Here is a 15,170-nt window from a genome sequence, read left to right as displayed (position 1 = left end):
AAACAGACAGACTAATTCCATTTCCTTTGCACAGCAGGCAAAGTGTGCACATATTTAGTTGGCAGTATGAAATCGTAGTCTCATTGAAGCTGTCATCAGGAATACCTCCGTTCTATATAAGTTGTGATGATTGTAGCATAAAGTTTACTAGTGCGCAAAGACTAAACAATCAGCAAAAAGGAGTTTGAAAAAGATAGCAAAGCGAAAGTCAAATTGATAAACTTGAACTATAAGGCGAAAAATTCATCTCGTGGTACAATGACGATACATGAGTTTTCGCTTTTCTTCTGTTAAGAAAGAAGGTTCTACTATGATTGTCAGCTTAGAGCTTATATTGATGATATTTTCCATTCTTATGATGAGTATTATTTTTTTTACATTATATCGTTTTAGAAAAGTAGCAGGTGTCAAATATTTGATGGGCTTGGTTGCTTGTCGAATCATTTATGCTAGCAATGTGATTTTAGAGAAAAGTAGTTACTTATTAGTTGAGAAAATGATTTTTCGGAATATACAGCAAACGGCACTTATTTTTGTTGTAGTCTTGTTTAATTTATTTGTCTATACATTAGTAAGTCAGCGTAAAAACATAAAAAAACAATGGCAAGTCTCACTTTTAGGAGTTGGGCTAGTATGGTCATTGTTGATATGGCTGAATCCTTATTTGCATGTGGTGTATAACACAACTGAATTACTAGATGGTCAATTAATCATGACAAGAACGATGTATGCCAATATTTTTAACATTATTTGCTATAGTAGTTTGGCTGTATGTATTTATTTACTAGTTCGTTATGTATGGACAATCCGTCATGATTTCCGTAAACCAGGACTGCTTGTTTTACTATTAATGTCATTACCATTTATTTCGGAGCTTGTGCGATTTACACAGCCACAATGGTCCACACAGCTAAGTACATTCTCTGTTTTTTGTGGAATGACAGGTATGATTATTACCCTCATCATTATTAGAAAGAAGTTTTTTTCCATTATTCCAATCGCTAAAAATATTGTATTCGATTATTTTCCAGAAAGCATTTTGATTATGAATGCTACTGGTAAGGTGATTGAGGGCAATCAAAAGGCTACGCAATTTTTTGCTCAATTAGGTGAAGTCGATATTTATGATAAACCGATGTCAAAGCTGTTAGCAAAGTGGCCAGCATGGTATCATTTGGCACAGTCTTTCCAGCAAGGAACCATTGATATCGAGGTTTGGATACATAAGGTGAGAAAAATATATCGTGTGAATGTTTATCCATTACGTACATTAGGTGAGCAAGGGCAGGGCAGTGTTTCGCTTATCATGGATATTACGGAGCAACAGGGGCATTTAGAGAAAATTGCTCAACTGAATCAGCTAAAGGATCAATTGTTTACGATTATTTCACATGATTTACGTAGTCCATTAGCAATGCAGTTTCAATTGATAACGTTGTTAGAAGAGGATCTCGATTGCTTCGGTGAGGAACATCAAGAAATCATCACCAAGCTTGGAGAGCAAACACGTCATACACTTGATATGTCGAATAATTTACTAGAATGGTTTCGTAGTCAGCGAGAGGACGTTGTGCTTCACCCCCAAGTATTGGCATTATCAGAGGCAGTGGAAGAATGTTGTCAGCTATTAGCCATGAATAGCGAGCTGAAGAATTTACAAATAACGAATGTGGTTGCAAAGGATTTATATGTTTATGCCAACAGAGAAGTCGTGCTACTCGTTCTACGCAATTTATTGTCCAATGCGATGAAGTTTACACAAGCAGGGGGCGCTATACATGTAGATGCTCAATTATCAGGAGAAATGGTCATTGTTTCGGTACGTGATAATGGCATTGGTATGGATAATGAGCAAATAGGGCGGTTATTTACTAACAACCAGATACAATCATCTATGGGCACGGCTGGCGAAAAAGGCGTAGGTCTTGGTCTGTTAGTTAGTAAGCAGTTTATACAATTAAGTGGAGAGAGTATGTGGGCAGAAAGTGAAGTAGGGCAGGGCAGTGTATTTTACTTTACATTGAGAGGTGGAGAGCAATGAAAGTGTTGATTGTAGACGATGAGCCGATTATGTTACTAGCGATGAAGCGCATGTTAGCTGGCATAGAAGGTATTGAGCTTGTTGGTAGTTTTCAACAGATAGAAGAGGCATATACCTTTCTTTATAAGAATGATGTGGACCTTGCCTTTTTGGACATTGAGATAGCAGATGATAATGGGATAGAATTAGCACGTCAATTACGAATAAATAACACAGAGATTGATATTGTTTTTACGACCTCACATACTGACTATGCAATGCAGGCCTATGATGTGTATCCGTTAGACTATATGATAAAACCGATTTCCAAAAGCCGATTGATGCAAACTATTACAAGGGCGTTTAACAGACGTCACAACACTTCAACTGTTAATAACCATGTGCTAAATCGTCTCAAAGTTCAAACTTTCGGCTGTTTTGAGGTGAGTAGCACACAACAAGGGGAAGTAAAGTGGCGTTCTAAAAAGAGCAAAGAGCTATTCGCCTACTTGCTTTTTAATAGAGGTAGAAGTGTTGGGAAAATGAGAGTCATAGAGGATATTTTTCCTGATATGCCTGTGAAAAATGCGGAAGGTTATTTGAATACAGCTGTTTATCAATTACGAACAGCATTGAACAGTCACGGTTTTAAAGAAAACATCATATCGGGGCAGGAAAAATATCGGTTAGAGCTAAATCAGGTGGATGTGGACTTTATGCAATTTGAGCAAGGAGTGGCATTACTGAACCATATCAACAAAGATAATGAAACCGTTGCTATAGAGTTAGAAAAACAAGTTGTTGGTGAGCTGTTTGAAGGACAATCGTTTTCATGGGCTGCTTTAGAACAGGAAAGCATGAACCTTGTGTACATTTCCTTTGCCAAGCGTCTTGCAGGCTGGCTATTGGCTTGCGAACGCTATACAGAGGCTGTGGAAATTATGAGAAAAATAGTGATGCGAGATGCCTTTGATGAGGAGGCGAATCAGCTCTTGCTCAACCTATACGGGGCAATGGGCGATATCTATGCTTTAAAGCAGCACTACCAGCAATATGTACAAAGAATGCAACAAGAATTACATATGCCACCATCAATGGCGATGCAAAAAATTTATCAGCAATATAGACAATAAAAGTACTCGTTACCCAAAGCAATTTGGGTAGTGAGTGCTTTTTTTGTTCATTGGTTGTTCATTTGTGTATGGTAGGGTGTTAGAGAAAAAAGAGAGGAGTGGTTTTTTGAGAAAAATAGGGTCGTTCGTCATAATGATTGTCCTTTTATTATTCCCATTTAGTAAGGTTGCTGTATATGCCGACAGAGAGGGGGATTTTGAGTACCATATAGACCCAGGTATATTGACAATTGATGCCTATCATGGAACAGGAGGAAATGTGACAATTCCTAGCATATTAAATGGCACAACTGTAACGAGAATTGGGGACAATGCTTTTGCCAATAAAGGTTTAACCAGTGTGACGATTCCTTCTAGTATCACAATGATTGGAGCAAATGCTTTTCGTGACAATCAACTAACAAAGGTTGTTATTCCCGATAATGTACAAGTAATAGGAAATGCTGCTTTTGCTAACAATCAATTAGAAGAAGTTGAACTTAAAGGAACAACAACTGTAGACACAGCCCAAATAGGCACGCAATCAAAGCCTGCAATGATGTATCATGGTTGGTTTACAAATATTGTATATACATTACCTTGGAATAGTGACGTTACAGGTCCAAGAACAGTATATGCAAGATATACAAATTTGATGAACCCTATCATTTATGTAAAGGAACAGGCGACAGGTGCAAATAATGGGTCGAGTTGGGCAGATGCCTATACCGACTTGCAAGCTGCTTTAACAAACGTTGTAGCAGGACAGCAAATTTGGATTGCGGCAGGGACGTATAAACCGACAACAGGTACAGACCGTTCAAAGTCATTCCAAATGAAAAACAATGTGGCGATTTATGGTGGATTTGTGGGGGTATCAGAGACAGAAACAATCGCAACACGAGATTTGATAACGAATAAAACGATTTTAAGTGGCAATATTGGTGACCCGATGGTTAGTAGTGATAATAGCCACAATGTATTTTATCATGATTACAATATCGACCTAGACGCTACAGCCGTATTAGACGGTGTCACGATTTTTGGAGGACATGCCACAGACTCAAGTTCAGGCAATCGTTTTAATGGTGGCGGTATGTATAATAAATCGAATAGTAGCCCTACATTGAGGAATGTCCTATTTGAGAGGAACTATGCAGTTGGGAATGGAGGCGGGATGTACAATTTTAATGGTAGCAGCCCCACATTACAGAATGTATCGTTTATGGAAAACATAACAGATGAAGGCGGTGGAGGCGGTTTAGCTAACGTTGCTGACAGTAATCCGACCATAGAGGGAGGAGAATTTAAGGATAATTTCGCTAAATCTGGTGGGGGAGGTATGTGGAATGCGAGTAGCACCCCTATAGTAAGCAATGTGGTATTTAAGAATAATACAACAGACGAGAAGGGCGGAGGTATGTGGAATGTAGAGGACAGTAATCCTGTAGTAACAGATGTCCGATTTGAAGACAACCGTTCAGAAGGTAATGGAGGTGCTATCTTTAACCACCGAGCAACGAATTTAACGCTAGAAAGAGTAGATTTTATCAATAATTCCGCGCAAGATAATGGTGGGGGTATGTATAATGTATTTAGTACAGTGACACTGACAAAGGGGCTATTTAAGGCTAATTTTGTTGATGAGAATGATCCTTCTGACAGTGGTGGTGGACTGTATGCGGAACAAAGCCATTCAAATTTAATCAATGTCCTATTTGATGGGAATCGAGCGAATATTGGTGGGGGTAGTAGTAATAATGCTGGTAGTGCAATATTTACAAATGTTTTATTCAAAAACAATGAAGCGGTACAGGGAGATGCGTTAGCTACTAATGATGGTATTGAGGCTATCTTAACAAATGTCACAATGGGGCGTAACGGGACATCTACTAGTGAAGCAACGATTTACAATCCATTTAGTAAAGTAGCAATTGGTAATAGTATTATTATCGGTAATCAAGGTTTGATAAAAGCTGGAACAGATGGCGAAACGGTAATATATGATAGTTTGGTTGGCGATTTGATAGAGGGTACATTCTTTGATAAAGACAAAAACCCAGTAGAAGGAACGATACCTATAGCGACTATTTTCAAAGACTTCGACAATGGCAATTTTGAGTTGAAGGCAGGTTCACCAGCGATTGATAAAGGGAATAATGACCCTTTCAATTACATCGGAGTGTTAACCGATCTTGCAGGAAATCCACGTATTCAAGGAGGTATTGTTGATTTAGGTGCGTATGAAAGTAGTCCAATTACGACATACACAGTGACTTATGATATAAATGGAGCAATCGGTACGCCGCCAGTCGATTCCAATCGATATGAAGTTGGTGATGCAGTAGAGGTATTAGGGAATATGGGTGTGATTAGAAATGGCTATACTTTTAAAGGTTGGAATACAAAATTAGATGGTACAGGCGACAATTACGCTGTCGGTCAAAAATTCACGATAGGGTCAGCCAGTCTTACACTCTATGCAAACTGGGCAGCAAACCCAGTTGTGATACCGCCAACATCACCACCAATTAGCGGAGGAAGTAGTAGTTCTAGTACAGAAAGCATGTACGATATCCAATTTGAAACAAATGGTGGCACAGCAATTGATAAGCAAGTAAAAAGCTATAATGATAAACTTACAGCTCCACCAATACCTGTGAAAGAAGGCTACACATTTGTAGGTTGGTATACAGATAGTGCGCTCACAAAAGAATGGCACTTTGACACAGATTACGTGCGAGGCAATGTGACATTGTATGCGAAATGGGTAGAGGAAGAAAAAACAAAGCCAGTAGAGAAGGAAAAAGAGAAGGAAGTTGTGCCAATTGAACAACCAATAGCCCCAGCATGTACAGCAGAGTTTACCGATATTGCAACATCATGGGCAAAAGATATGATTGAAGACATTGCAGGGCGTTGTATGATCAAGGGCTATCCAGATGGCACATTTAAACCAGATGCACCCATCCAACGTCAGCATGTAGCGGTATTATTTGCACGAGCATTTGAGTTAGCGCCTACACGAGAAATCATATCCTTCAATGATATTCCTGTAGAGCATCTGTATTATGATGCCATTATGAAAGTATATCAGGCAGGTATTTTCGATGGCATAGATGGTCAATTTAAACCGAATGCCTATATCACAAGAGCACAAATGGCAAAGGTTTTCGTCTTAGCATTTGGCTTAGATACAAATGGAACAAGCACAGCGACATTCAAAGATGTACCTGCAACATATTGGGCAAAAGATTATATTACAACACTTGCAGAATATGGTATCGCACTTGGAGACAATGGTCATTTTAAGCCAGACGAGTCTGTCACACGTGCACAGTTTGTAGCCTTTATGTATAGGGCATTACATTTATAAAATAGAGAGAAAGCTAGTTAGTCGAATGTTCCGATTAACTAGCTTTTCTAGTTGTTCATATTTCTTTCATTGCGATATGGTAGCCTTTTTTAGAGGGAATCAACAAGGAGATAAAATTGGAGGAGGAAGAAGATGAAAAAATCTATATCGATGCTGTTAGTCTATTTTTTAGTAGCACAAGCCTTTTTCGGTAGCTTTCCTATCGAAATTGCCTCTGCTACAACAACACTGACAGTCGATCTACAAACAAATGGACAGCCTTACAATGAAGGCGATGTTGCTACAAAACCTGTAAGCGTTCAAGTAACGGTTAGTTCTTCCGATAGCGCCTCTGTGCAACTATCACAGGATTTAGGAATATCATGGCAGCCATTTGATGTGAATACACCACTGTTCTTGACCGATGAAGGTACACATCATGTATGGCTACGGATTGGCGAGCAAGGTACGATTGAAAAGAGAGAAATTAGTATTGCTTCCTCACAAAAGCCTGTCGCCATACAGACATTGATGCTAACGACACCACCGACTGCCATTATTTATGTCAATGAAGCTGTGACAGGTGGAGATGGTACAAGCTGGGCAAATGCTTATTCAGATTTGCAGACAGCTTTAGGAGCTACAGTAGGGGGAGAGGAAATTTGGATAGCTAAAGGGACATATAAGCCAACTACAGGCACAGACCGTACCATTTCCTTTCAAATGAAAAATAATGTTGCCATTTATGGTGGCTTTGATGGAACGATAGAAACGGAGACAAAAGAAACACGCAATTTTGTAGGCAATGAAACTGTTTTAAGTGGAGATATTGATGCAGCGGATGATGATAGCTATCATGTAGTATACAACGAAAATGTGAATAGTACTGCAATTCTAGATGGTGTTACCATTCAAGGTGGTAATGCTGATAATGTAAGTGATGGTACGGGTTTGCAACGTTTAGGTGGGGGTATGTATAACAAATCGAGTAGCCCAGCATTAACAAATGTGAAATTTAGAGATAATCGAGCTCATGGAGGAGCGGGCATGCACAACGATGGAAGTAGCCCTACATTAACCAACGTGCAATTTAGCTCAAACATTTCTACGGATAGTGGAGGTGGTATGCAAAATAGTAGTAATAGTAAAGCGATATTAGAAAAGGTGCAATTCATAGGCAATAAGGCTGCTAACTTTGGAGGTGGTATGATGAATTGGGTGAGTAGCCCAATATTAACCAACGTGCGATTTGAGGACAACAAGGCTCAAAATGGAGGAGGTATGCATAATTATAGTAGTAGCCCAATAATAAAAAATAGCCAATTTATAGGGAATATAGCATCTAATGCAGGGGGAGGTCTATCCAGCGACTATGGTAGTATTCAATTAATCAATGTATTATTCAAAAAAAATAATGCTTTAAATACTATGGGGCATACAATCCGCAATATGGAAACAGAAGTAAGTTTAATCAATGTAACAATAGTGGATAACGGAACAGCAGGATCACTAATTTATAATAGTGATCTAGCAGGTTCTACTAATTTAAGCATCCAAAACAGTTTAATTATAGGAGATAATATAATTGCTTCAGAAACAAGACCATATACACTAACTAGAAATAATAGTTTTGTGGGGAAACTTGACAATATAAAATTTTATGATAATGCTGGCATTGCTACTGTAGACACATATAAAGCAAGCGATATTTTCAAGGATTTTACTGATTTCCGATTGAAGGTAGGTTCACCAGCCATTGATAAAGGGAACAACCTTTACAATAATGAAACAACCGATCTTGATGGTAAAGCGCGTTTGAAAGGAACAATTGATGTAGGAGCCTATGAGTTTCCTTTCTACAAAATAACATACGATAAGAACGGTGCAATGGGAGCTGCGCCAATCGATTCAAATGAGTATGACATATATGATACTGTATCCGTCGCTAGTGAAGGAAATCTTACTAAAACAGGCTTTACTTTTAATGGATGGAATACACAAGCAGATGGCAATGGAACGAATTATGCAATAGGTAGCTCCTATATAATGGGGATGGTTGATGCGATACTCTATGCCAAATGGGAGAGAGCTCTTTATCAAGTAACCTTTCATACAAATGGAGGAACAGCCGTAGCGGAGCAAAGCATTGTGTATGAAGGAATGGTAAATGAGCCAGCAGAGCCAACTAGAGCAGGTTCTACATTTACTGGCTGGTATACAGCTGCTGATACCAAGTGGGATTTTATGAATGATAAAGTGACAGATGAGATAACGCTTTATGCAAAGTGGACAAAAAATAATTATAAAGTAACTTTTAATGTAGATGGAGGAACAGAAACAGCGGAGCAAACCATTGCGTATGAAGGAACGGTAAATGAGCCATCCGCACCAATCCGAATAGGGCATACATTTGCTGGTTGGTATACAGCTGCTGATACCAAGTGGGATTTTACGAATGATAAAGTGACAGATGAGATAACGCTTTATGCAAAGTGGACAAAAAATAACTATAAGGTAACCTTTAACACAGACGGTATGGACACAGTAGCGGAGCAAAGCATTGCATATGAAGGAATGATAGATGAGCCATCCGCACCAATCCGAATAGGGCATACATTTGCTGGTTGGTATAAGGAGATGAATTTTATTACTAAATGGAATTTTGCAATAGATAAAGTCACAAATCATCTGACATTATATGCGAAATGGCTAGTGAATGAATCTCCACCACCATCTATATCTCCACCTATAGATGAAAGGCAAGAGACTTATATAATAGAATTTAATACTAATGGCGGTACAACAGTAGCTTCACAAAAACAAGATAAGAATAACAAACTTACAGAACCACCAATACCTACAAAGACAGGTTATATATTTGCAGGTTGGTATACTGATAGTGTCTTCAACAATAAATGGGATTTTTCTACAAATACAGTTGAGAGAAATGTAATTTTGTATGCAAAATGGATTGAACATGTAGAAGAACCCACTGATGTAGAGGAAAATACAGATGATACAACAGAGCAGGAGGAATCACTACCGCCTACATGTAACGCTACATTTACAGATATTACATCTTATTGGGCACAGTCGATGATTGAGGATATTGCAGGGCGCTGTATTATCAAGGGCTATCCAGATGGTACATTTAAACCAGATGCACCGATCCAGCGTCAGCATGTAGCGGTATTATTTGCACGAACATTTGAGTTAGCGCCTACACGAGAAATCATATCCTTCAATGATATTCCCGCAGAGCATCTATATTACGATGCCATTATGAAAGTATATCAGGCAGGTATTTTCGATGGCACAGATGGTCAATTTAAACCGAATGCCTATATCACAAGAGCACAAATGGCAAAGGTTTTCGTCTTAGCATTTGACTTAGATACGAATGGGACAGGTACAGCAACATTCCAAGATGTACCTGCAACACATTGGGCAAAAGATTATATTGCAACACTTGGGGAATATGGTATCGCACTTGGAGACAATGGCAATTTTAAGCCAGACGAGCCTGTCACACGTGCACAGTTCGTAGCCTTTATGTATCGGGCATTACATTTATAATTCAAAAACAGCCACTCAAGCGATTACCCGCAAGAGTGGCTGTTTTTCATTTAGTTTTCTTCTGTATCTTTACGGTTTTTCTTCAGCATTTTGGATAGCATTTCGTACACGATTGGTACAACAACTAATGTTAATAATGTAGAAGATAATAAACCACCGATTACGGTAATAGCTAAGTCTTTAGAGATTAAACCGCCACCAGCACTATTGCTAACAGCCATCGGAATCATTGCACCGATTGTTGCAATAGCAGTCATTAGGATTGGACGTAAACGTGTTGCGCCTGCTTCTAAAATCGCTTCACGCATCACCAGTCCATCACGTTCCATATGAATGATGCGGTCTACTAATACGATGGCATTCGTTACAACGATACCAATTAACATCAATAGCCCCATCATAACAGATACAGAAATCGTTTGTCCTGTTACGAATAAACCAACAAATGCACCAATTACAGCAAATGGTAATGAGAAGAGAATAGCAAATGGCGCTAAACCTTCACCAAATGTCACAACAAGGATGAAGTAGACGATCGCAATGGCTGCTAACATTGCTATACCAAGCTTCGTGAATGTTTCTTGCATATCTGCTGCAACACCCGCAACATCAACCGTTACACCTTTTTGTAAATCAAGCTTATCAATTTTTTTATCAGCAGCTGAGGTAGCTTTTGAAATATCGGCACTTGTAATCGTACCAGATACTGTTGCAAAATATTCACCTTTTGAACGAGTAAGTGAATTTAATGTTGTGCCTTCTTCGACTTTCACTAATTCACCAATGGTCATTGTTGTTCCTAAAGCAGTTTTGGTTTCTGTGTTTAACACATCATCAAGCGATAGGGCAGCGGCTTTCGCATCACGTTGCACAATTACATCAATATCTTTGCCATCATGCTCGACAGTTGTTAATGTTTCTGACGTTGTATTTGAATGTAAAGCCATAACAATTTGTGCTGTTGTTAAACCATATTGCAGGACATCCTTTTGGGCAACTTTTAATACATGCTCCACATATGGATCCTCATTGTTTGACTTAATATCTTCTAAGCCATCAACATCTTTTAATGCGCCTTCCACTTGCTTGACAGCATCACGTAATTTATCTAAGTCTTCACTATATAATGTGTAGCTAACTTCATTAGAAGAACCAGTACCCATTGAAGCGAAGTTTTGAGATTTCCATTCACCTGATTGACCGATATTGAAAACATAATCTTCAACTTCCTCACGTGCTTTCGGGAAATCCTTCATATCTGGATCGAAAATAAGGTACATTAATGCACCACCAGCGCTACCACCCATCATCATAGAAGACGGATCGGCATTTGTAGCATCTGTAATCGACACTTGTAGAATATCTACATCTTTGCGTTTCAGTAATTCTTTTTCCACTTTTTCTACATTAGCTGCTGTTTCGTCTTTTAATTCACCAACAGCAGGTGTGTATGTTAAATACATCACTTTTTCTTCTTGTGAGCCCATGAAGCTAAAGCCAATTAGTGGTGTTAATGCAAGAGAGCCCACCAATAATAAAATAGCAATCACAGATGTAATGATTTTATGATTTAATGTTTTTTCAAGCACACCACGATACCAAGTAGCTAGCTTACCAACTTCCTTATGCTGACTTTCTTGTTTCGCACCATATAGCTTTTTACGGAATAAGAAGTGCGATAAAGCTGGCACAATTGTAATTGCTACAAGTAATGATGCACCTAAAGCAAATGACATTGTTAAGGCAAATGGCATAAACAATTCACCAACCATACCACCAACAAAAATTAATGGTGCAAATACAGCTACCGTTACTAATGTTGAAGATAAAATTGGTTTAAACATTTCAATCGTTGCTTCACGAATTAATGCACGACCTGTCAATTTTTCACCTTTTAAGTGAATACGACGATAAATATTTTCTACAACAACGATGGAGTCATCGATAACACGTCCAATGGCGACGGTAATCGCACCAAGCGTCATAATATTGAGCGTAATATCCATCCAGTTCAGCAGCAGTAATGCCATGAATACAGAAACAGGAATGGAGATAATGGAAATAATCGTTGATTTGAAATCACGTAAAAACAGTAAAATGATTAATATGGCAATTGCGCCACCAAATACAGCTTTTTCAATCATTGTGAAAACAGAATCTTCAATTGGTTTTCCTTGGTCAAGTGAAATATCTACTTTTAGACCATCAATGCGCTTTTCTTCGTCTTTAATAAGGTCTTTCACCGCATTAACAACTTTTACTGTATTAGCATCCTGTGCCTTGACGATTTGAATCGCAATAGCATCTTTACCATTTGTGCGGGATACCGATTGTACTTTACCTTCTACTTCAATTTTAGCAATATCGCCTAAACGTACGAATGGAGAAGGATTTGTAGCAGAAGGTGTTACAGGAATTAATAAATCTTTTAGTTCCTCAATAGATTTCACTTTACCGTCTACAGAGACAGCTTGCTCACCAACTGTAAATTGGTATAACCCAAGAGATAATGACATATCACTCGCTTGAATCATTTCTTTGACAGAATCCTCTGTTAAACCAAGTGCAGCCATTTTTTCTTCGTCGTATTTAAAGGAGATTTGTTGAATATGTTGACCTGTTATTGTAGCAGAGGCAACACCATCAATTTTATTAATTTTAGGTAATAACATATCCTCTACAGTCGATGTTAACTCAACAATATCTTCTTTTGAGCTACTAACTGATAATGCGACAACTGGCATCATATTCATGCTGATTGCCATAATCGTTGGTTCTTGTGCGCCTTCAGGGACTTTCACATTATCTAATGCTGACTCTAACTGACGCTTTTTCTCATCCATATCAATACCATAATCGTACTCCACCTGCACTTGTGTGATATTGGAAGAGGATGTAGAAGAAACTGCTTTGACATCTTCTAAACTTTCAATTGCCTTTTCAAATGGAATGGAGAGCTCATTCATGACCTGCTCAGGTGTTGCTCCTGGATAAACACCCATAACGATTAAAAATGGAATTGAAATATCTGGAATGGACTCCATTTTCATTCTAGTTCCTGAATAAATACCAGAAACAGTGATAATAATCGTTAGTAACCAAACGGCTAGCTTATTTTTCAATACGAAGTTTACTAAACCTTTCACGTCGACACCTACCCTTTATTGACTATCTTAATTCAATTACATATACTAATGACTAATCGGTCAGATGTCAACGAAATGCACTAGGAGAGAATAAAAAATATGTCAAAAAAGCAACTAATTATGGATAAAGCCTTAGAATTATTTTCTGAACAAGGCTATGAAGCTACATCTGTACAGCAAATTACAGAGCGATGTGGAATATCGAAAGGCGCGTTCTATCTATCGTTTAAAACGAAGGATGAACTTGTTGTCTCAATGATAGATTATTATTTACAACAATTTATTATGGATATTGACCAAGCAGTCAAAGGTCCATATCAGCATGAATCTTTATTGGTGGAATTTTATAAGAATATCTTTGAACTATTTAAAAAACATTCAATATCTGTACGTGTATTTTTCAATGAAAAAGTGTTTCTTTCTAAACAGGAGCTTTTTTATAAAATTAGTGTTTATGAGGTAGAAATGTCACAGGCAATGTTATATATGCTTGAACAGTTATATCCAAATAACTTGCAAGAGACAAAATATGATGTGATGTATTGTATGAAAGGGTTTATTAAAACGTATGCAGAGCTTGTGATTTTCTCAAATATCCCTTTAGATTTAGAGCATTTAGCTAAATCATTGGCAGAAAAAACGAGAATTATTGCAGAGCACACAACGACACCATTTATAACAGAAAGCCTTGTGCAAATCATGGCAGCCCCTTATGAACAAGAAATTGCCCAAAATACTTTAGTACAACTTATTGAGCAAAGTATCGCTAGTATTGAGGATTCGATTGCACGAGAGTCTTTACAATTATTAAAAGAACAAATTGAGACAACCACATATAACAGAGCTATTTTAAAAGGATTATTAGCAAATATTCGTCAGCATCCAGAAAGTAGCTGGGTTGCCTACGTATTAGCTAAATATTTCCATGTGTAGCCAATTAGAATAGAATTGTTCATCATGAGTGGTGAACAATTCTATTGATTGATAGGGGAAGGTATGGATTGTAGTGCATCTAGAGCATGATGAAAAGGCTCACCTATCCATAGTAAGCGTTCAAGAAAGTGCTGTACCTCATATGGTAAGGCTAATTCCTCTTGCCATGGCTTTTCCTTGCCTTTTACTGGTGTGTAATTTGAATAAAGCAAAAATAATAAAAAATGACCAATAAAGTATAAATCGCTAATATGATTTTCAGCTTTTTTTGGATTACGAATAGCTGATACATGTTGCTGTTTCAGCAGTGTAGCAAGACCAAAATCGACAATATACAGCTGCTGTTTGACAAGTAATATATTCGGTATACGCAAATCTCGATGGACGACACCTTGCTCGTGCAATAAAACGACTTGTTCTAGCAACTGCTTTGTTATCGCTAATGATTGCGATACAGTAAATTTTTGCCCCTTTTGAAAAATCAATTCTTCAAAGGTTTGACCATCCACATAGTCCATAATGAAAAAAGGTATATTTTGAATGGTTCCTGTCATTTGAAAGGTAGGAACAGTTGGTAGAGATAATTGTCGCATTATTTGAATTTCCTGCATAAACTTTTGCACAGTTTTTGTATGTCGATGATGCTTAGGACGTAAGCATTTTAAAACATAGCGCTTTTGAGATGACATTTCTGCAATTAAATAGGCTCGCCCATAGGAGCCATATCCAAGAAATTGGATGAAAGTAAAATTAGGATGATCAGTTACATATTGTTGTACGATGGTATCTAATTTTTTTTCACTTCGTTGCCACCACATTAACTACTGAAGAAGCTCTTAGAACTGAAAAAACTGCGAGAGCTCTTACCATAACTGCGCTTGTAATGCTTATGTCCATAATAATTATGACGCTTGGAATATTTTTTTCGACTACTTGATGAATGACGATGATGCTTATTGTTCAATAGAGAACGCAAAATTTTATCTAACATAAAAATGCTCCTTTTCATTCGGTATGATTTGTATACG

7 protein-coding genes are annotated in these 15,170 nt (G+C 37.9%); 5 read left to right on the top strand and 2 right to left on the bottom strand.

Annotation, left to right across the window (positions count from 1 at the left end):
* Positions 1-310: 310 nt before the first annotated feature.
* From OPF91_RS03780 to OPF91_RS03765, 4 genes are all read left to right on the top strand, one after another.
* A complete protein-coding gene (locus OPF91_RS03780; RefSeq protein ID WP_264987350.1) occupies positions 311-2,041 on the top strand; it encodes a sensor histidine kinase in 1,731 nt (576 codons plus the stop codon).
* Positions 2,038-3,153 carry a response regulator gene (locus OPF91_RS03775; RefSeq protein WP_264987349.1) on the top strand — a complete coding sequence of 372 codons (1,116 nt, stop codon included), beginning with the start codon at positions 2,038-2,040 and terminating at the stop codon, positions 3,151-3,153. Before OPF91_RS03780 ends, OPF91_RS03775 begins: the two co-directional genes overlap by 4 nt.
* A 106-nt stretch (positions 3,154-3,259) precedes the next feature.
* Positions 3,260-6,508, top strand: a complete 3,249-nt coding sequence (locus OPF91_RS03770; protein ID WP_264987348.1) for an InlB B-repeat-containing protein — start codon at positions 3,260-3,262, stop codon at positions 6,506-6,508.
* A gap of 132 nt (positions 6,509-6,640) precedes the next feature.
* A complete protein-coding gene (locus OPF91_RS03765; protein WP_264987347.1) occupies positions 6,641-10,063 on the top strand; it encodes an InlB B-repeat-containing protein in 3,423 nt (1,140 codons plus the stop codon).
* A gap of 50 nt (positions 10,064-10,113) precedes the next feature.
* Here the strand turns inward: OPF91_RS03765 and OPF91_RS03760 are convergent, their stop codons facing one another.
* Positions 10,114-13,209, bottom strand: a complete 3,096-nt coding sequence (locus OPF91_RS03760) for an efflux RND transporter permease subunit (RefSeq protein ID WP_264987346.1) — start codon at positions 13,207-13,209, stop codon at positions 10,114-10,116.
* Between the two features lie 99 nt (positions 13,210-13,308).
* On the opposite strand from OPF91_RS03760, the gene OPF91_RS03755 reads away from it, so the two are divergent.
* Positions 13,309-14,142, top strand: a complete 834-nt coding sequence (locus OPF91_RS03755; RefSeq protein WP_264987345.1) for a TetR/AcrR family transcriptional regulator — start codon at positions 13,309-13,311, stop codon at positions 14,140-14,142.
* Positions 14,143-14,183: 41 nt separating this feature from the next.
* On the opposite strand, the gene OPF91_RS03750 is transcribed toward OPF91_RS03755, so the two are convergent.
* Positions 14,184-14,960 (bottom strand): serine/threonine protein kinase, encoded by a 777-nt coding sequence (locus OPF91_RS03750; RefSeq protein ID WP_264987344.1) that lies wholly within the window; start codon positions 14,958-14,960, stop codon positions 14,184-14,186.
* Between the last annotated feature and the right edge of the window lie 210 nt (positions 14,961-15,170).

Origin of the sequence: Lysinibacillus piscis, assembly GCF_026012395.1 — a bacterium.
Taxonomy (GTDB): domain Bacteria; phylum Bacillota; class Bacilli; order Bacillales_A; family Planococcaceae; genus Lysinibacillus; species Lysinibacillus piscis.
This window is presented reverse-complemented; position numbering and strand designations above follow the sequence as displayed.

What these genes read in the sequence shown, in the direction of transcription:
- OPF91_RS03780 (WP_264987350.1), top strand. Translation starts at nt 311, where the DNA reads ATGATTGTCAGCTTAGAGCTTATATTGATGATATTTTCCATTCTTATG.
- OPF91_RS03775 (WP_264987349.1), top strand. Translation starts at nt 2,038, where the DNA reads ATGAAAGTGTTGATTGTAGACGATGAGCCGATTATGTTACTAGCGATG.
- OPF91_RS03765 (WP_264987347.1), top strand. Translation starts at nt 6,641, where the DNA reads ATGAAAAAATCTATATCGATGCTGTTAGTCTATTTTTTAGTAGCACAA.
- OPF91_RS03755 (WP_264987345.1), top strand. Translation starts at nt 13,309, where the DNA reads ATGTCAAAAAAGCAACTAATTATGGATAAAGCCTTAGAATTATTTTCT.
- OPF91_RS03750 (WP_264987344.1), bottom strand. Translation starts at nt 14,960, where the DNA reads ATGTGGTGGCAACGAAGTGAAAAAAAATTAGATACCATCGTACAACAA.